This window comes from Leucobacter iarius (genome assembly GCF_039530105.1).
Classification (GTDB): domain Bacteria; phylum Actinomycetota; class Actinomycetes; order Actinomycetales; family Microbacteriaceae; genus Leucobacter; species Leucobacter iarius.
Window position 1 is genome coordinate 918,950 of record NZ_BAAAOB010000001.1, and the last position, 17,049, is coordinate 935,998.

Sequence of the window (17,049 nt, forward strand, 5' to 3'; positions counted from 1 at the left end):
TGCCGAACCGGAGCCGCGGTCAGCCCGAGGCCCGCTCCACGAGGGGCGAGGGCACGGTGCGCCGGATCGGCTGCTCGGGCCGCTCCGCGTCGAGCAGCTCGAGCAGCAGCTCGGCGCAGGCGCGGCCGAACTCGCGGGGCTGCAGGTCGACGGCGGTGATGGACGGGGTGTGGAATTCCATGAGCGGGCTGTCGACGCCCGAGATGAGCCGGACATCGGTGCCGACGCGCTTGCCGAGGGAGCGCAGGATCCCCGCGATGCGCACCGCGATGCCGTCGCCGGCGGTGAGTACCGCGTCGCACCCCGAGGTCTCGTCGAAGAAGCCGGCGAGGGAGCGCAGGATCTCCTCGTTCGAGTCGTGGAACCCGACCTCGGCGATGCGCGGTTCGAGGCCGTGCTCGGCGCACCACGCCAGGTAGGAGGCCTCGAGCTCCAGGGTCCACTCCGAGACCCGTTCGATCTGGATCATGCCGGGTCGCTTCGCGCCGCCCGCGAGGAACCGGTCGAAGACGGTGCACACGAGCTCCCCGTTGGGGGACTCGACGATGCCCCACGGGTCGCCGAAGCCGCGCGGGGGACGGTCGCCGGTGACGACCGGCAGGTCCTGGGCGAGGATCTCGGCGACGCCGGGGTCGTCGGAGTGCGGCTCGATCATGAGGTAGCCGTCGACGGCGGGGAAGGTGTCGAGGCGCGCGCCGTGGGCCGCGTTGGGCAGCACGAGCAGGGGGATCCCGCTGCGGTGCAGGGCCTCGGCGACGCCGTTGGTGGCTTCGGTGTAGTAGCCGAAGTGCACGGCGGAGTTGGGCAGGTAGAGGCCGATGGCGCCGGCGCGGGAGCTGCGCAGGGCGCGGCCCGCGGGGTTGGGGCGGTAGCCGAGCCGGTGGGCGGCCTCGAGCACGCGGTCGCGGGTCGCGGCCGAGACGCCGGGCTTGCCGTTCATCGCGAGGGAGGCCGCCGCCGTCGAGACGCCGACCTCCCGCGCGACGTCGGCGAGGGTGGTGGTCATCTGCGTGCTCCTCGTTCGGCGGCTTGCGGGCTGTTCGACTCCAATGCTATCTTCCACTCAAACGATTAACCTAAAACGATTGAGCGATGATGCTCGGCCGTCCGGCCCCGCAGCAACGCCTCGATCCCGACGAAGCGGGAACCCATGCAGCAGCTCACGATCGCCTTCACCGGCGGCGAGGTCTTCGACGGCAGCGGCGCCGATCCGGTGCGCACCGACGTCGGAGTGATCGGCGACCGGATCGCGGCCGTGGGCATCGACGAGGTGGCGGCGCTGATCGGCCCGGAGACCCGCGTGGTCGACCTGAGCGGCGGGCTGCTGCTGCCCGGCCTCGTCGACTCGCACGTGCACCCCGTCGAAGGCGGCCTCGAGCGCCTCGGCTGCGACCTCTCGGACGGATGGACGCGCGAGGACTACCTCGCGACGGTGCGAGCCTACGTCGAAGCGAACCCCGCGGCTCCCTGGATCCTCGGCGGCGGCTGGCAGATGGCCGCATTCCCCGGCGGATTCCCGCTGGCCGCCGACCTCGACGCGATCTGCTCCGACCGGCCGATGGCGATCTCGAACCGCGACCACCACAGCACCTGGGTGAACACCGCGGCGCTCCGGCTCGCGGGGATCACCCGCGACACCCCGGATCCCGCCGACGGCACCATCGAGCGCGATGCGGACGGCGAGCCGACGGGCACGCTGCACGAGGGCGCCCGCATGCTGGTGCTCGGACTCGCTCCCGAGCCGACGCACGCCGACATGTACGCGGCGCTCATGTCCGCGCAGGAGTACCTGCACGCCTTCGGGATCACCGGCTGGCAGGACGCGCTGATCGGCGACTACGGGAACCACAGCGCGCAGGAGGTGCACGTCTACCGCGAGGCCATCGAGCGCGACGAGCTGCACGCTCGCGTCAACGGGGCCCTCTGGTGGGACCGCACCCGGGGCGAGGAGCAGATCCCCGAGCTCGAGGCCGTGCGCCGCGAGTTCCAGGGGGATCGCTTCCGCATCACGACGATCAAGATCATGCAGGACGGCGTGGTCGAGAACAAGACCGCGGCCGTCAGCGTCCCCTACCTCCCGGCCGGCTGCGCGTGCGGCGACGCGGGGGACACCGGCATCTCGTTCGTCGAGCCCGAACTGCTGAACCGCATCGTGACGCGCTTCGACGCCGACGGCCTGCAGGCCCACTTCCACGCCATCGGCGACCGCGGGGTCTCCGAGTGCCTCGACGCGGTCGCCGCGGCGCGCGCCGCGAACGGCGACACGGGGGCGACGCACCACATCGCGCACCTGCAGATGGTGCACCCCGACGATGTGACCCGCTTCGGCGCGCTGCGCGTCGCCGCGAACATGCAGGCGCTCTGGGCGTCGTACGACCCGCAGATGGTCGACCTCAACGTGCCGCTCATCGGCGAGGACCGCACCGAGTGGCAGTACCCCTTCCGCAGCATCGCGGAGGCCGAGGGGCAGCTCGTCGCCGGGTCCGACTGGCCCGTGACCACCGCGGACCCCTGGCTCGGGATCCACGTGGCCGTGAACCGGCAGCACCCCGAGGGGCACCCAGACCGCAACGAGCGCGTGTTCGTGCCCGGGGAACGCCTCGGCCTCGGCGAGGCGCTCCGCGCCTACACGCGCGGCGGCGCCGAGATCAACGGATGGGAGCACGAGGTCGGCACGATCGCCCCGGGCTTCGCCGCCGACCTGACCGTGGTCGATCGCAATCCCTTCACCGCCCCCGTCTCCGAGATCGCGCGCACCCGCACGGTCGAGACCTTCTCGCGCGGCCGATCCGTGTTCCGCGCGGCCGATCCGGCCGGAACGCCCGACCCGGCCGCATAGACCGCGGGCTCCGGCCCGACCCAGACCACCACCCCACTTCCGCACACCACGCAAAGGAGCACCCCATGTCGCTGAAGCGCACCCTCGCCCTCGCCGCCGTCACGGCGGTCGCCATCTCGAGCCTCGCGGCCTGCGCACCGCAGGTCGACGACAAGAAGAGCGGCGATCAGACCGGCGTCGACCTCACCAAGATCACGGTGAACAAGGACGCCGCGGCCCAGGTCCCGGCCGAGGTCTCGAAGGCCGGCAAGATCATCATCGGCGTCGACCCGACCTACGCGCCGAACGAGTTCAAGGACAAGAACGGCAAGCCGATCGGCTGGGAGGTCGACCTCATGAACGCCGCGGCGAAGAAGCTCGGGCTCGAGACCGAGTACCGCGTCGCCAAGTTCGACAACATCGTGCCGAGCATCCTCGGCGAGAAGTACGACCTCGGCATCGGGGGCTACTACGACTCGAAGATGCGCCAGGAGACGATGGACATCATCGACTTCTTCAAGGCCGGCAACCAGTTTGCCTCGCCCAAGGACAAGCCCATCACCGAGGAGCTGCAGGTCTGCGGCATGAAGGTCGGCGCCCAGAACGGCGGTTCCGCGATCCTCGACTACCTGCCCACCGTGCAGAAGAAGTGCGATGCGGCCGGCAAGGGCAAGATCGAGATCCTCGGGTACGACACCCAGGACGAGCAGACCGCGGCGCTGACCCTCGGCCGCGCCGACGCGATGGTCTCGGACTCGCCCGTCACGAGCTACGCCGTGAAGCTCAGCAAGGGCAAGCTCATCGGTTCGCCCATCTACGACGAGGTGCTCTCGGGCGCGATCGTCAAGAAGGATCGCGGCGAGTTCGCCGAGGCCCTGCGCGCCGCCGTCCAGGATCTGTCGGACGACGGCACCTATGCGAAGCTCCTGCAGTACTGGGGCGTCGAGCAGGGCGCGATCGACAAGATCACCATCAACGCCGCCACCAAGTAGCCGTCAGGAGTCTCCGTCACCATGAGAGCATCCGCTCCCGACCTCGGGATCCCGCCCGAGGTGCGCATCCGCGCCGCGCGCGCGAAGCACCCGTGGCGCACGGTCGTCGCCGTGGTCCTGCTGCTGGCCGTCGTCGCCGTCATCATCGACGCGGCCGGCCGCGAGGCCTACGACTGGAACGCGTTCCGCACCTACCTGTTCGATCCGCGGATCGTGCAGTCGGCGGGCATCACCCTGCAGCTCACCGCCTACTCCATGATCGTCGCGATCGCCCTCGGCGTGCTGCTCGCGGTCATGCGGCAGAGCCCGAACCGGGTGTTCGTCGCCGTCGCCTGGGCGTTCATCTGGATCTTCCGCGGCACCCCGGTGTACGTGCAGCTCGTCTTCTGGGGCCTGTTCACCACGATCTACAAGACCGTGACCGTGGGGCTCCCGACCCAGCAGCCCTGGTTCTCCTTCGGCACCGCCGACCTGCTCGACGTGTTCTGGATCGCGGTGCTCGGCCTCGCGCTCAACGAGGCCGCGTACATGGCCGAGATCGTGCGCGCGGGTCTGCTCGCCGTGGATCCCGGCCAGACGGAGGCCGCGACGGCGCTCGGCATGAGCTGGGGGCAGAACATGCGCAAGGTCGTGCTGCCGCAGGCCATGCGCGTGATCATCCCGCCGACCGGCAACGAGATCATCGGCATGCTGAAGACCACATCGCTGGTCACCGCCGTGCCCTACAGCTTCGATCTCTACACCCGCTCCCGCGACATCTCGTCGGAGACGCTGAACCCGATCCCGCTGCTGCTCGTGGCGTCGGTCTGGTACATCGCGTTCACCTCGATCATGATGGTCGGCCAGTACTTCCTGGAGCGCCGGTTCTCGCGGGGCCACGTGCGCCGGGTGAGCCGCGGGCCGAAGGGTCCGCGGGCGGGCAAGGGCGTGACGAAGGTGATCAGCGTCGTGCCGGCGTTCGGCGCCGACACGGGCGACAACGGGAGAGTCTCATGAGCGAGTTCATGGTCGAGGCCGACCAGGTCCACAAGGCCTACGGGCACAACCACGTGCTGCGCGGGGTGTCGATGAGCGTGCGGCCGGGCGAGGTGAGCTGCCTGCTCGGCCCGTCGGGCTCGGGCAAGTCGACGTTCCTGCGCTGCATCAACCACCTCGAGAGCATCGAGGGCGGCAGCATCCGCGTCGACGGCGAGCTGATCGGGTTCCGGGAGCGCGGCGGGAAGCTGCACGAGCTGCCCGCCAAGGAGGCTGCCGCGCAGCGCCGCGACATCGGCATGGTGTTCCAGCGTTTCAACCTCTTCCCGCACATGACGGCGCTCGAGAACATCGCGTGCTCGCCGATCACGGTGAAGGGCGAGAAGCCGCAGGTCGCCCAGGCGCACGCCCGCGAGCTGCTGGAGCAGGTGGGGCTCTCCGAGAAGGCGGCGGCCTATCCGAGCGAGCTCTCAGGCGGCCAGCAGCAGCGGGTCGCGATCGCCCGTGCGCTCGCGATGCGCCCGAAGCTCATGCTGTTCGACGAGCCGACCTCCGCGCTCGACCCCGAGCTCGTGGGCGAGGTGCTCGAGGTCATGAAGCAGCTCGCGCGCAGCGGCATGACGATGATCGTCGTCACCCACGAGATCGGCTTCGCCCGGGAGGTGGCCGACACGGTCACCTTCATGGACGAGGGCGTCGTGGTCGAGCAGGGATCGCCGCACGAGGTGCTCGTGGATCCGCGCGAGGCGCGCACGAGGGACTTCCTCTCGAAGGTGCTGTGACCGCCTGCGGTCCCGGTCCGGGGGAGCCCGGGTCGGGACCGCGCGGCCGGGGCCGAGCGCTCCGCCGGCCGGCTTCCCCCGAAACCCGTCCGGCGGGGCGCCCGGGCCCGGCCGCGCTCCCGGCGGCGCGGATCCACTAGCGTGGGAGCGCCCGCGCGATGGCCGCGCGGTGCACGGCACGAGGGGACGCCATGATCCGGGAGCACATCGAGATCGTCGAGAGCGCGATCGAGGGGGAGCGCGTCGCGGTTCCGCTCGACGGGACCGTGTTCGAGATGCTGCACTCGACGACGAGCTCGGTCGCCGCGGAACCGACGCGCTTCTCGTACTTCGAGAACGCGGGAGTGGTCTGGGGCGACTACGCCGGCGACACCGTGGTCGAGGGGCGCTTCGCCGGCGTGCGCGAGGGCGATACCGTGCGGCTCTCGTACAACCACCGCTCGGTCTCGGGCGCGCTGACGCACGGCAATGCCGTGACGATCGTCTCGCGCACGGGCGACGGGGCGCTGCGCCTCACCGAGTTCTACGGCTCGGCCGCGGGGCCCGAGACGAGCGTCTGCGTCGAGGTGCGCTGAACCTCCGCGGCCCGGATCCGTCCCGCTGAGCCCGTCCGTTCACTCCTGCGCGCCGCCGTGGCGCGCGCGGATGAACCGGGTCATGCCGGCGACCTGCCCGTCGAACTCCTCGGACGCGGCGGATGCCTGCGCCGGAGCCGTCGGGAGCGCCGCGAGGGTGCTCGCCTCGTCCATGAGGAACACCGTCTCGGTCGACTTGATCGACGGCCACTGCGCGAGGCGGAGCGAGACGAGGCCGTGGATCCCCGCGACGTCGGCCGCGCGCACCAGCAGCATGGCGTCGTGCTGCCCGGTGGTGACGGCGAAGTACTCGAGCTCCTCGACCTCCGCGAGCGCCTCGCGGAACTCGGTCCAGCGCGCCTGCTCGAGGGTGACGAAGACGAGCGCGGAGATGCCGAGCCCGACGGCTCGCGGGTCGATGTCGGCGCGGAATCCGGTGATGATCCCGGCCTGGATGAGGCGCTCGAAGCGCTGGTAGGCGTTGGACCGCGAGATGCCGAGCTGCTCGGCGAGCGCGTTGACCGAGAGCCGTCCGTCCTGGCGCAGCAGATCGATCATGCGGCGGTGGGTGTCGTCGAGCTTCACTCTGTCCCTCCTTTGGGATCCGTGCATTCATCATCCTGGACGAATTGGTGAAATGCGGCAGGGTGACCGAAACGTTACGTGCGATCCGGCGGATCGGGTAGCACGAAACGGCGGCTTCACAGCATAATTCCACTCAGGTCCGTTCGCGGACCGTTCGATCATCAAGGAGATCCGATGAAGCATTCTCTGTCCCGCGTCCTCCTCGGCGCGACGGCGGTCGCCGCGACGGCGCTCGCGCTCACCGGCTGCGCCGGCGGCCCGAACTCCGGCGGCGGCGCGAGCGGCAAGTCGCTCGTGGTCGACGCCTCGTTCGACCTCAAGACCGCGGACCCGAACCGCGAGTACGAGACCACCGGTTCGATCGTGGCGAAGGCGCTCTACCAGACGCTCCTCACCTTCAACGGCAGCGACGTCACCAAGCCGGTCGACGGCCTCGCCAGTTACGAGATGAACGCCGACAACACGGTCATGACCCTCACCATGAAGGGCGGGGCGAAGTTCTCCGACGGTTCTGACGTGACCGTCGACGACGCCGTCTTCTCGCTGCAGCGCGTGCAGGGCGTGAAGGGCAACCCCTCGTTCCTGCTCGACGGCATCACGGTCGAGAAGACCGGCGACAAGACGCTGACCCTCACCTCGGCGAAGCCGAACCCGGCACTGCCCTTCATCCTGCCGAACCCGGCGCTGTCGGTCGTCAACCAGAAGGTCGTCGCCAAGAACGGTGGCACCAACGACGCGAACGACAAGGCGGAGGCCTTCCTGAACGGCGAGTCCGCGGGATCCGGCCCCTACACGCTCGAGTCGTTCGACTCCGCCAAGCAGGTCGTCTTCACGGCGAACCCCAACTACCAGGGCGACAAGCCGGCCTACAGCCGCGTCGTGCTGCGCAACGTCGAGGGCCCCACGCAGAAGCTCAACGTCGAGAAGGGCGAGTCGCAGGTCGCGCTCGACCTCAACCCCGACCAGGTCGCCGAGCTCTCGGGATCGAAGGTCAAGGTCGAGAGCAACGCCTCGCGCTACATGATCTTCCTGCTGCTCAACCAGGATCCCGCCGTCAACAAGCTGACGAGCAACCCGGACTTCCTCAAGGCGTTCAAGCTCGGCGTCGACTACGACAAGATCGTCGACCTCGCGGGCAAGGGATCCGTGCGCCCCGGCGGCGTCGTGCCCTCGCTCTTCGACGGCTCGCTGAAGGCCGCCGACGGCAACCAGCGCGACGTCGCGGCGGCGAAGGCCGCGCTCGCGAAGTCGGGCTACGCGGGCGAGAAGATCACCCTGAACTTCCCGAACGACATCACCGTGCAGGGCCTCTCGCTGCAGAACGTCGCCGAGAGCGTCCAGGCGCAGCTCGCCGAGGTCGGCATCACGGTGCAGCTCGCCCCCGCCCCCGTGGCGACCGAGCTCGACGCCTACCGCAACGGCAAGGAGACCGTCGGTCTCTGGTACTGGGGCCCGGACTTCCCGGACCCCTCGAACTACCTCGTGTTCTCGCCCGGCGAGCTCGTGGGCCTGCGCGCCGGCTGGAAGGCCGGAGCCGATGACGCGGTGACGAAGACCGCCACGGCAGCAGCAGCGGCCACCGGCACGGATCGCGCCGCGGCGTACGGCGACTGGCAGAAGCAGCTCAACGCGAGCGGCCCCTTCATCCCGCTGCTGCAGCCCGCCCAGAACGTGGTCATGGCGCCCAGCGTCTCCTCGGTGACGACCAACCCGGTCTGGACCGTCGACCTTGCCCTCATCAAGTAGCCAGACGCGAGCGATCGCCACGGCCGAACGTAGCGCACGAGCGGGCCTCCACCCGTTCGTGCGCTACGTCGCCGTGCGGCTCGTGGTGACCGTCCTGCTGATGTTCGGCGTCACGGTCGTCACCTTCACGCTCACGAACCTCGTCCCCGCCGACCCGGTGCAGGCCGCGCTCGGCGAGCAGGCGGCAGCCAACCCCGAGATCGTCGCGAAGTTCCGCGCCGAGCAGGGGCTCGACCAGCCGATCCCGATGCAGTACCTGCGCTACGTCGGCAACATCTTCCAGGGCGACCTGGGCACCTCGGTGCAGAGCCACCAGCCCGTCGCGAAGGAGCTGGGGGCCGCGTTCCCGGCGACGATCGAGCTCGCGCTCGCCGCGATCGTGTTCTCGGCGATCATCGGCATCGGGCTCGGCCTGTGGGCCGCGCTCAAGCGCCGCACCCTCGTCGACCAGGTGATCCGCGTCGTGAGCCTCATCGGCCTCTCCTGGCCGACGTTCTGGCTCGCGCTCGTCGCGTACTACCTCTTCTTCTTCCTGCTCGGGATCCTGCCCGGCTCGGGTCGTCTCGAGCCCGCGAGCATCCCGCCGCCGCAGGTGACCGGCATGTACACGATCGACGCGCTGCTCGCGGGCGATCTCTGGACCTTCTGGGACGCGCTGCGGCACCTGATCCTGCCCGCCTCCGTGCTCGCGCTCTACACGATCGGCCTGCTGACGCGCTTCTCGCGCTCCGCGGTGCTCGAGGTGATGGACATGGAGTACGTGAAGGCGGCGCGCGCGAAGGGCCTGCCCCGCCGCACGGTGGTCTTCGGCTACATCCTGCGCGGAGCGTTCGTGCCGATCCTGACCGTGCTCGGCCTCGCCTTCGGCTCGCTGCTCTCGGGCACCGTGCTCGTCGAACAGGTGTACTCGTGGCACGGCCTCGGCCAGTACTCCTTCGCCGCCGCGACGAAGCTCGACCTGCCCGCCATCATGGGCGTCGGTCTGATCGTCGGCGTCGTCTACATCGGACTGAACTTCGTCGTCGACCTGCTGTACGGCGTCGTCGACCCGAGAGTGAGGGTGGCATGAGCACCGAAGCTCCCCAGGCGCCCGGCGCCGCCGAGGTGCTGCGCCGCGAGGCGCCGCGCAGCCGCAGGTTCCGCATCAACCCGTCGTTCCGCACGCCGCTCGCGATCACGGGCATCGTGATCGCCGTCGGCTGGCTGCTGATCGCGCTGCTCGCACCCGTGATCGCCCCGGCGGATCCACTGGCGCAGGCGTTCCCGCGGCTCCAGCCGCCGAGCGCCGAGCACTGGTTCGGGACCGACCAGGTCGGCCGCGACGTGCTATCGCGCGTGCTCCACGGCTCCCGCGTCTCGCTGCCGCTGTCGCTCGCGCTCGTCGCCGCAGCCATGGTGCTGGGCGGCGTGCTCGGCGCCGTCGCCGGCTACTTCGGCAAGGCGGTCGACGAGGTCATCATGCGGCTCTCGGACCTGGTGTTCGCGTTCCCGACGATCATTCTCGCGATGGTCATCACCGCGGCCCTCGGCCCGAACCTCACGAACGCCGTCATCGCGATGCTGATCGTGTCGTGGCCGGCGTACGCGCGCGTCACCCGCTCGCTCGTGGTGAGCGCCCGCGGCCAGGAGTACGTGGTCGCCGGGCGCCTGCTCGGCGCGGGACCGTTCACCACGCTGCGCCGCGACATCCTGCCGAACGTGCTCGCTCCGGTCTTCGTGCTGGCCACGCTCGACGTCGGCACCGCCATGCTGCTGCTCTCGGGCCTGTCGTTCCTGGGGCTCGGCGCCGTGCCGCCGACGCCCGACTGGGGCGCCATGGTCGCGGGCGGCATCGAGCAGTTCTCGGCGTGGTGGATCTCCGCGTTCCCGGGCCTCGCGATCTTCACGGTCGTGATGGCGTTCAACTTCATCGGCGATTCGCTGCGCGATTCGCTCGACCCGCACACGCGGGATGCCGTGCAGGGGAGGGCCGTATGAGCGGCGGACTGCAGATCCGCGACCTGACGGTCACGTTCGGGTCGGAACGCGATCCGAAACCGGTCGTGCGCGGGATCGATCTCGATCTCGAACCGGGGCGCATCACGGGCCTCGCCGGCGAGTCCGGCTCGGGCAAGTCGATGACGGGCCTCGCGATGTGCGGGCTGCTGCCCGGCGGTGCCCGCACAGGCGGCCGGATCGAGTTCGACGGGCGCAACCTGCTCGAGCTCGACGAGCGCGCCCTCACGAAGTACCGGGGCAACCGGATCGCGATGGTGTTCCAGGACCCGACGGCGAGCCTGCATCCGATGCTGTCGATCGGCCGCCAGCTGACCGACCACCTGCGGGTGCACGCGGGCATCGACAAGCGCTCGGCGCGCGAGCGGGCGATCCGCACGCTCGAGCTCGTGCGGGTGCCGGATCCCGAGACCGCGATCAAGAAGTATCCGCACCAGTTCTCGGGCGGGCAGCTGCAGCGCATCTCGATCGCGATGGCGATCATCTGCGAACCCGAGATCCTCATCGCCGACGAGCCGACCACGGCGTTGGACGTCACGGTGCAGGCCGGCGTGCTGCGGCTGCTGAAGCAGCTCTGCGACGATCTGGGGCTCGCGGTCATGCTCGTGACGCACGACCTCGGCGTCATGTCGAGCCTGGCGGACCGCATCTCGGTGATGCGCGAGGGCGTGATCCTCGAGGAGGGTCCGCGCTTCGACGTGCTGCGCCGTCCGCGCGAGGCCTACACCCGAGGCCTCATCGAGGCCCTGCCCAACCACCTGCCGTTCCTCGACGAGGACGGGCAGCCGATCGCGGGAAGCGAGGCCGCACGATGACCGAGCCACTGCTGTCGATCCAGGATCTGACCGTCCGATACCGCCTGCCGGGCGGTGGCACGCTGACCGCCGTGAACGACGTCTCGATCGACATCGCGCCGTCGAGCGTCGTCGGCCTCGTGGGGGAGTCGGGCTGCGGCAAGTCGACCCTCGCCCGCTCGGTCTGCGGGCTCGAGCCCATCGCCCACGGCAGCATCCGCTTCGGCGGCGCCGCGGTCGGCAAGCTCGGCATGCGCCGGCGGCCGAGCGAGCTCATGGGCATCCAGATGGTGTTCCAGAACCCCTACGCCTCGCTCAACCCGCGGCGCACGGTCGGCAGCCAGATCGAGGACGGTCTGCGCGCCAACCCCGAGTCGACCAGCTGGAGCGTGGCGGATCTGCTGAGCGAGGTGGAACTGCCCGCCGATGTCGGCAGCCGGTTCCCGCACCAGTTCTCGGGCGGCCAGCGGCAGCGCATCGCGATCGCGCGCGCGATCGCCGCCGGGCCGAAGCTCCTCATCGGCGATGAGCCGATCGCCTCGCTCGACGCGAGCCTGCAGGCGAAGGTCGCGGCGCTCATGCGCCGCCTGGCCCTCGAGTCCGGCGCCTCGCTGCTGTTCATCAGCCACGACCTCGCGGTTGTGCGCACCATCGCCGACGAGGTCGCCGTGATGAACACGGGCGTGATCGTCGAGCGCGGGCCGTCCGAGCAGGTCTGGTCCGATCCGCGGGAGCCCTACACCCAGCGGCTGCTCGCCGCGATCCCCGCCGTCGACGGCATGGGCACGCTGCCCGGGATCGAGGAGTAGGAGGATCCGGGCGCGCGCACGCGCGCCCGGATCTCCTATCTGCGCAGTCGCGCGAGGGTCTCGCGGTCGATCGCGCCGAGCTCCGACTCCGCGATCGCGCCGCACTCCAGCCCGCGGACGACGGTGTCGGCGAGCGCGGCCGCGGTCGCCGGTTCGTCCAGATACTCCGTCGGCTCCCCGACTCCGGCGTAGGCGGCGAGCCGGCGCACGGTGATGTCGAGCTCGTCGCGGAAGAACGCGTAGGTCGCGAGGAAGCGCGTGGCGAACTGGCCGGGGTGCAGATCCCAGCCCTGGGAGAAGCCGCGCTCGAGCGAGCGCTGCACGAGCCGGGCGTGCAGCCGCCAGCCCGCGTGCACCCGATCGCGGTCGCCGACGGGCAGTACGTTCGTCGAGCCGTCGGACAGCTCGACGCCGGTGCCCGCCGCCGCGACCTGCATCACGGCCTTCGCGTGGTCCGCGGCCGGATGCTCCATCGACTGGTATCGCCCCACGATCCCGCACGAGGCCGAGTAGTCGTAGGTGCCGTAGTGCAGGGCCGTGCACCGGCCGGCCGACGCGTGGATCAGGCGGGCGACGAGCGCCGTGCCGTCGGCGGCGAGGATCGACTGCGGCGTCTCGACCTGGATCTCGAAGCGCAGGACGCCCGGTTCGAGGTCGTGCTCGACCTCGAGCGCGCCGAGGACGGTCACGAGCGCGGAGACCTGCTCGACCGCGGTCACCTTGGGCAGCGTCACGACGAAGCGCCGGTCGACGGCGCCGGCCTCCGCGAGGGCCCCGACGAACAGTCCGAGGGTGCGCACGCCGCGGGCGCGGGTCGCCGCCTCGAAGCACTTGAAGCGGATCCCGACGCGCATCGGCTTCGGGCCGTCGCCCGCGAGCAGCTCGGCGAGAGCCGAGGCGGCCGCGATCGCCGCGGCGTCCTCTTCCGCGTCGGAGCGCGGCCCGTAGCCGTCCTCGAAGTCGATCCGCAGGTCCTCGATGGGCTCCGCGGCGAGCTTGCGCCGGACCCGGGGCAGCAGCTCGTCGACGGTCTCGACCGGCAGGCCGACGACCCTGGCGAGGCTCGCCGCATCACCGCCGTTCGCGTCGAGGATCCGGGCCGCTTCGGCACCCCACTCGGCGACCGTCGACGCCGAGAACCGGTCCGCCGGCACGTAGACGGTGTGGATCGGCTGCCGTTCGGCTCGCCGGCCGGGATACTGCTCGGCGAGCCGCCGGTCGACCGCCGCGAGCTCGCGGTCGAGGTCCTGGGTGAGCCGCGCGATCAACGCCGACTGCTGGTGCATGTTCCGTCCTCGTTTCGTCTCGGATGCGCTCAGCGCACCGCCGGCCCGCTCACCGGCCAACCCGGTGTCGGCTTGGCGCGGTTCGGTGCGGCGTACGCGCCGGCCTTGCTCGTCCGCTTGCCCTGGCGCACGAGGGACTCGCAGAGGGTGACGGCCGCGGCGACGCCGTCGACCACCGGCACCCCGGTGCGCTCCTCGAGCAGGGTGTCGAGCCCGGCGAAACCGGCGCAGCCCAGCACCAGCACGTCGGCGCCCGCCGCGAGCAGCGGCCGGGCGGCCTCGGCGAGCGCGTCGGCCGTCGCTGCGACGTCGTGGGCCGCGTCGACGACGGGCACGTCCGACGCGCGCACGCCCGCGCAGCGGGAGGCGAGGCCGAGTCCGTCGAGGCTCTGCTCGATGGATCCGATGGTGCTCGACAGCGTGGTCACGACCCCGAAGCGGTGCCCGATGAGCGCGGCGGTGATGGCGGCGGCCTCGGTGATGTCGACGACGGGGGCGTCGAGCAGCTGGCGCGTGCCCTCGCGGCCGTGCTCGCCGAAGCCCGCCATGATCACCGCGTCGAAGTGCCCCGGCCAGGTGGCCAGGAGGTCGAGCACCGCTGCGGCCGAGATGAAGCTCTCGTAGTACCCCTCCGCGGAGGCGACGCCCCAGCTCGGGGTGGCGCCGACGACCACGGTACCGGGGGCGGCGACGGCCTGAGCGGCGGCCTCGATCTCGCGCGTGACGGACCCCGAGGTGTTGCAGTTGACGGCCAGCAGTTTCATGTCGCTCCTTCGCGAGACGGTTCCGCTTCGAATCGTACCCTAAATGTCAGACGATAAGACGTATGACATATGATCGGTGGGAATTCTCCGCGCGACTCATCCGTGGCGCGCGTGTTCCGACCGATCGAAGGAGATCAGATGACCAGCTATCGCGTGCCGGATACGGCGCTTCCCAGTCAGCGCGCACTGCTCACCGACCGAGCTGTCGTGACCGAGGCGTACACGGTGATCCCGCGCGGAGTGCTGCGCGACATCGTGACGAGCGTGCTCCCCGAGTGGACCGGCACCCGCACCTGGGTGATCAACCGTCCGGTCGCGGGCGGCGCCACCACCTTCGCCCAGTACCTCGTCGAGGTCGCCCCCGGCGGCGGCTCCGAGCAGCCCGAGCCCGAGCCCGAGGTGCAGTCCTTCGTCTTCGTGATGGCCGGCGGCCTGACCGTGCGCTTCGGTGACGAGACCCACGTGCTCGAGCCCGGCGGCTTCGCCTACCTGCCCCCGGGCGCGGACTGGTCGGTCCGCAACGCGGGCGAGGAGCTCGCCTGGTTCAGCTGGATCCGCAAGCACCACGAGCCGCTCGCCGGCCACGAGCCCCGCGCGCGCTTCGGCAACGAGCGCGACATCGAGCCCGACGCGATGCCGGACACGGACGGGACCTGGCGCACGACCCGGATGCTGCCGACCGACGATCTCGCGTACGACATGCACTGCAACGTGGTCACCTTCGAGCCCGGTGCCTCGATCCCGTTCGCGGAGACCCACATCATGGAGCACGGCCTGCTGATGCTCGAGGGCAAGGCCGTGTACCACTTGAACGGGGACTGGGTCGAGGTGGAGGCCGGGGACTACCTGTCGCTCCGAGCCTTCTGCCCGCAGGCCTGCTACGCGGGCGGCCCCGGCCAGTTCCGCTACCTGCTGTACAAGGATGTCAACCGCCAGGTGCGGCTCACTCCGGGCGGCGGCAGGTGAGCCGGGCGGTCGAGCCCGCGACGTCCGCGCCCGTCGCGTCGATCGCGGCGGAGCGCACCTGGCTCGGCGACCGCTTCGCCCCGGCCACCGTCCGGATCGCAGGCGGGATCATCGCCGCGGTGGACCCCTTCGACGCGACCGCGGAGCTCGTGCTCCCGGCGGACGCGATCCTGCTCCCCGCGCTGATCGACAGCCACGTCCACCTGAACGACCCCGGCCGGGTCGAGTGGGAGGGCTTCGAGACCGGGACCGCGGCGGCGGCGGCCGGCGGCATCGGGACCGTCGTCGACATGCCGTTGAACAGCGTGCCCGTCACGACCACCCCCGACGCCATCGCCGCCAAGCGGTCGGCCGCCGAAGGGCGGCTCGCGGTCGACGTCGCGCTCTGGGGCGGAGCCGTGCCCGAGAACCTCGGCACGCTCGAACCGCTCATCGGCGGCGGCCTGCGGGGCGTGAAGTGCTTCCTCGCACCGTCCGGGATCGACGAGTTCGGCCACCTCGACGCCGCGCAGCTCGAAGCGGCGCTCTCGGAGCTCGCGGGCTTCGACGGCCTCCTGCTCGTGCACGCGGAGGACGAGGAGCATCTCGGCGACGCCGTCGGCGCCCGCCGCTACGCGGACTTCCTCGCATCGCGCCCGGCGGCGAGCGAGCGCACCGCGATCCTGCGCGTCATCGAGGCCGCGCGGCGCACGGGCGGTCGCGCCCACATCGTGCACCTCGCCGATGCCGGGGCGCTCGACGCGATCCGTGCGGCGAAGGCCGACGGCGTGCGGCTCACCGTCGAGACCTGCCCGCACTACCTGACCCTCGCCGCCGAGGACATCCCCGATGCCGCGCCCGTGTTCAAGTGCTGCCCGCCGATCCGCGAGCGCGCAAACCAGGATCTGCTCTGGGGCGGCGTGCTCGACGGCACCATCGACGCGATCGTGAGCGACCACTCGCCGTCGACGCCCGAGCTGAAGCAGCAGGGCGACGGCGACTGGGGACTCGCCTGGGGCGGGATCTCGGGCGTCGAGACGGGCTTCTCGTCGGTCTGGGCGGAGGCCTCACGGCGCGGGGTGGCGCTCGAGTCGATCCTGCCGCTCATGACGACCGGTCCGGCGGGGATCGCCGGCATCGGAGACCGGGGCCGGATCGCGGAGGGGCTGCGGGCCGACTTCGCGGTGGTGCGTCCCGACGAGACCCGCACGCTCGACGCCGAGGAACTGCACGTGCGCAACCGGATGTCGCCGTGGGACGGGGCCGAGCTCCGGGGCGTCGTCGACGCGACCTACCTCGGCGGCGCACCCGTCTACCGCCGCGGCGAGGGCGTGCTCTCGCGGACCGGGCGGGTGATCTGAGGCGCGGCATCCGGCACCGAGCCGGGTTCCGCGGCCTCGTGCTCGCTCAGGCGAGCGAGAGGAAGAGCTTCTCGAGCTCGGCGACGTCGAGCTCGGACTCGCCCTCCGGTGCTTCGAGGCACTCGCGCAGCGCGGTCGCGACGATGAGGAAGCCCGCGCGGTCGAGCGCCTTCGAGACCGCGGAGAGCTGCTGCACGACGTCGCGGCAGCTCGCCTCGTCCTCCACCGCCGAGATGACGGCGTCGAGCTGACCGCGGGCCCGGCGCAGGCGGTTCGCGATCTTGCGCTGCGTCTCGGGGTCCCCGTGCTCCGTGCTGCTCATCGTGCTCCGTTCGTCGCGTGGGTCGAAATCGCTTCCCAGGATACCCCATGGGGTATATTGTCGGGATACCCCCTAGGGTATTCGAGCGAATGGAGTGGACGATGTGCAGACCCACCGCGTGCAAGGTGTGCGGCAAAACGACGTGGGCCGGATGCGGCCAGCACGTGCAGCAGGTGAAGGCGTCGGTGCCGGCGTCCCAGTGGTGCTCGGGGTCGCACTCCCGCGCCGAGATCGACGCCGCCGCACCGGAGCGGGGCGGGTTCCTCGCCCGGCTGTTCGGCCGATGAGCGCGGTGGGCGA

Annotated in this window: 18 protein-coding genes; 13 read left to right on the plus strand and 5 right to left on the minus strand. The window is 70.9% G+C overall.

Annotation, left to right across the window (positions count from 1 at the left end):
* Window positions 1–19: 19 nt before the first annotated feature.
* The gene (locus ABD169_RS03955; protein ID WP_344029599.1) at window positions 20–1,006 is read right to left on the minus strand and encodes a LacI family DNA-binding transcriptional regulator; all 987 of its coding nucleotides are present in this window, start codon (window positions 1,004–1,006) and stop codon (window positions 20–22) included.
* 144 nt (window positions 1,007–1,150) lie between these two features.
* On the opposite strand from ABD169_RS03955, the gene ABD169_RS03960 reads away from it, so the two are divergent.
* The 5 genes from ABD169_RS03960 to ABD169_RS03980 all read left to right on the plus strand — a co-directional run bounded on the left by ABD169_RS03960 (window position 1,151) and on the right by ABD169_RS03980 (window position 6,142).
* The gene (locus ABD169_RS03960) at window positions 1,151–2,839 is read left to right on the plus strand and encodes an amidohydrolase (protein WP_344029602.1); all 1,689 of its coding nucleotides are present in this window, start codon (window positions 1,151–1,153) and stop codon (window positions 2,837–2,839) included.
* 65 nt (window positions 2,840–2,904) lie between these two features.
* Window positions 2,905–3,810 (plus strand): ABC transporter substrate-binding protein, encoded by a 906-nt coding sequence (locus tag ABD169_RS03965; RefSeq protein ID WP_344029605.1) that lies wholly within the window; start codon window positions 2,905–2,907, stop codon window positions 3,808–3,810.
* Between the two features lie 21 nt (window positions 3,811–3,831).
* Window positions 3,832–4,806: an amino acid ABC transporter permease gene (locus tag ABD169_RS03970; protein ID WP_084821162.1), complete on the plus strand. Its 975-nt coding sequence runs from the start codon at window positions 3,832–3,834 to the stop codon at window positions 4,804–4,806.
* On the plus strand, window positions 4,803–5,567 hold the full coding sequence (locus tag ABD169_RS03975; protein ID WP_344029608.1) for an amino acid ABC transporter ATP-binding protein: 765 nt from the start codon (window positions 4,803–4,805) through the stop codon (window positions 5,565–5,567). Before ABD169_RS03970 ends, ABD169_RS03975 begins: the two co-directional genes overlap by 4 nt.
* 191 nt (window positions 5,568–5,758) lie before the next feature.
* A complete protein-coding gene (locus ABD169_RS03980; protein WP_344029611.1) occupies window positions 5,759–6,142 on the plus strand; it encodes an avidin-fold protein in 384 nt (127 codons plus the stop codon).
* Window positions 6,143–6,181: 39 nt separating this feature from the next.
* Here the strand turns inward: ABD169_RS03980 and ABD169_RS03985 are convergent, their stop codons facing one another.
* The gene (locus tag ABD169_RS03985; RefSeq protein ID WP_197074203.1) at window positions 6,182–6,727 is read right to left on the minus strand and encodes an Lrp/AsnC family transcriptional regulator; all 546 of its coding nucleotides are present in this window, start codon (window positions 6,725–6,727) and stop codon (window positions 6,182–6,184) included.
* Window positions 6,728–6,901: 174 nt separating this feature from the next.
* Between ABD169_RS03985 and ABD169_RS03990 the strand changes: the two genes are divergently transcribed.
* From ABD169_RS03990 to ABD169_RS04010, 5 genes are read left to right on the plus strand one after another with little or no spacing between them, the layout of a single operon-like run.
* On the plus strand, window positions 6,902–8,473 hold the full coding sequence (locus ABD169_RS03990; protein WP_344029615.1) for an ABC transporter substrate-binding protein: 1,572 nt from the start codon (window positions 6,902–6,904) through the stop codon (window positions 8,471–8,473).
* A 58-nt stretch (window positions 8,474–8,531) separates the two neighbouring features.
* Complete coding sequence (locus ABD169_RS03995) at window positions 8,532–9,542, plus strand: ABC transporter permease (RefSeq protein ID WP_344029618.1); 1,011 nt, start codon at window positions 8,532–8,534, stop codon at window positions 9,540–9,542.
* Entirely contained in the window at window positions 9,539–10,450 is a 912-nt protein-coding gene (locus tag ABD169_RS04000) for an ABC transporter permease (RefSeq protein ID WP_046456103.1), read from the plus strand. The genes ABD169_RS03995 and ABD169_RS04000 overlap by 4 nt, the downstream gene beginning before the upstream one ends.
* Window positions 10,447–11,283, plus strand: coding sequence for an ABC transporter ATP-binding protein (locus tag ABD169_RS04005; RefSeq protein WP_344029622.1), 837 nt, complete (start codon window positions 10,447–10,449; stop codon window positions 11,281–11,283). Before ABD169_RS04000 ends, ABD169_RS04005 begins: the two co-directional genes overlap by 4 nt.
* Window positions 11,280–12,071 carry an ABC transporter ATP-binding protein gene (locus ABD169_RS04010; protein ID WP_344029625.1) on the plus strand — a complete coding sequence of 264 codons (792 nt, stop codon included), beginning with the start codon at window positions 11,280–11,282 and terminating at the stop codon, window positions 12,069–12,071. Before ABD169_RS04005 ends, ABD169_RS04010 begins: the two co-directional genes overlap by 4 nt.
* A gap of 35 nt (window positions 12,072–12,106) precedes the next feature.
* Here the strand turns inward: ABD169_RS04010 and ABD169_RS04015 are convergent, their stop codons facing one another.
* Both ABD169_RS04015 and ABD169_RS04020 read right to left on the minus strand, forming a co-directional pair.
* Window positions 12,107–13,357 (minus strand): DUF6986 family protein, encoded by a 1,251-nt coding sequence (locus ABD169_RS04015; RefSeq protein WP_344029628.1) that lies wholly within the window; start codon window positions 13,355–13,357, stop codon window positions 12,107–12,109.
* A gap of 29 nt (window positions 13,358–13,386) precedes the next feature.
* Window positions 13,387–14,121, minus strand: coding sequence for an aspartate/glutamate racemase family protein (locus ABD169_RS04020; RefSeq protein ID WP_344029631.1), 735 nt, complete (start codon window positions 14,119–14,121; stop codon window positions 13,387–13,389).
* 138 nt (window positions 14,122–14,259) lie between these two features.
* Between ABD169_RS04020 and ABD169_RS04025 the strand changes: the two genes are divergently transcribed.
* On the plus strand, window positions 14,260–15,087 hold the full coding sequence (locus ABD169_RS04025) for a bifunctional allantoicase/(S)-ureidoglycine aminohydrolase (RefSeq protein WP_046456126.1): 828 nt from the start codon (window positions 14,260–14,262) through the stop codon (window positions 15,085–15,087).
* The gene (gene allB / locus ABD169_RS04030) at window positions 15,084–16,427 is read left to right on the plus strand and encodes an allantoinase AllB (protein ID WP_344029634.1); all 1,344 of its coding nucleotides are present in this window, start codon (window positions 15,084–15,086) and stop codon (window positions 16,425–16,427) included. The genes ABD169_RS04025 and allB overlap by 4 nt, the downstream gene beginning before the upstream one ends.
* Window positions 16,428–16,473: 46 nt before the next feature.
* On the opposite strand, the gene ABD169_RS04035 is transcribed toward allB, so the two are convergent.
* The gene (locus ABD169_RS04035) at window positions 16,474–16,749 is read right to left on the minus strand and encodes a metal-sensitive transcriptional regulator (protein WP_046456098.1); all 276 of its coding nucleotides are present in this window, start codon (window positions 16,747–16,749) and stop codon (window positions 16,474–16,476) included.
* A gap of 101 nt (window positions 16,750–16,850) precedes the next feature.
* On the opposite strand from ABD169_RS04035, the gene ABD169_RS04040 reads away from it, so the two are divergent.
* Window positions 16,851–17,036: a hypothetical protein gene (locus ABD169_RS04040; RefSeq protein ID WP_344029637.1), complete on the plus strand. Its 186-nt coding sequence runs from the start codon at window positions 16,851–16,853 to the stop codon at window positions 17,034–17,036.
* Window positions 17,037–17,049: the final 13 nt, after the last annotated feature.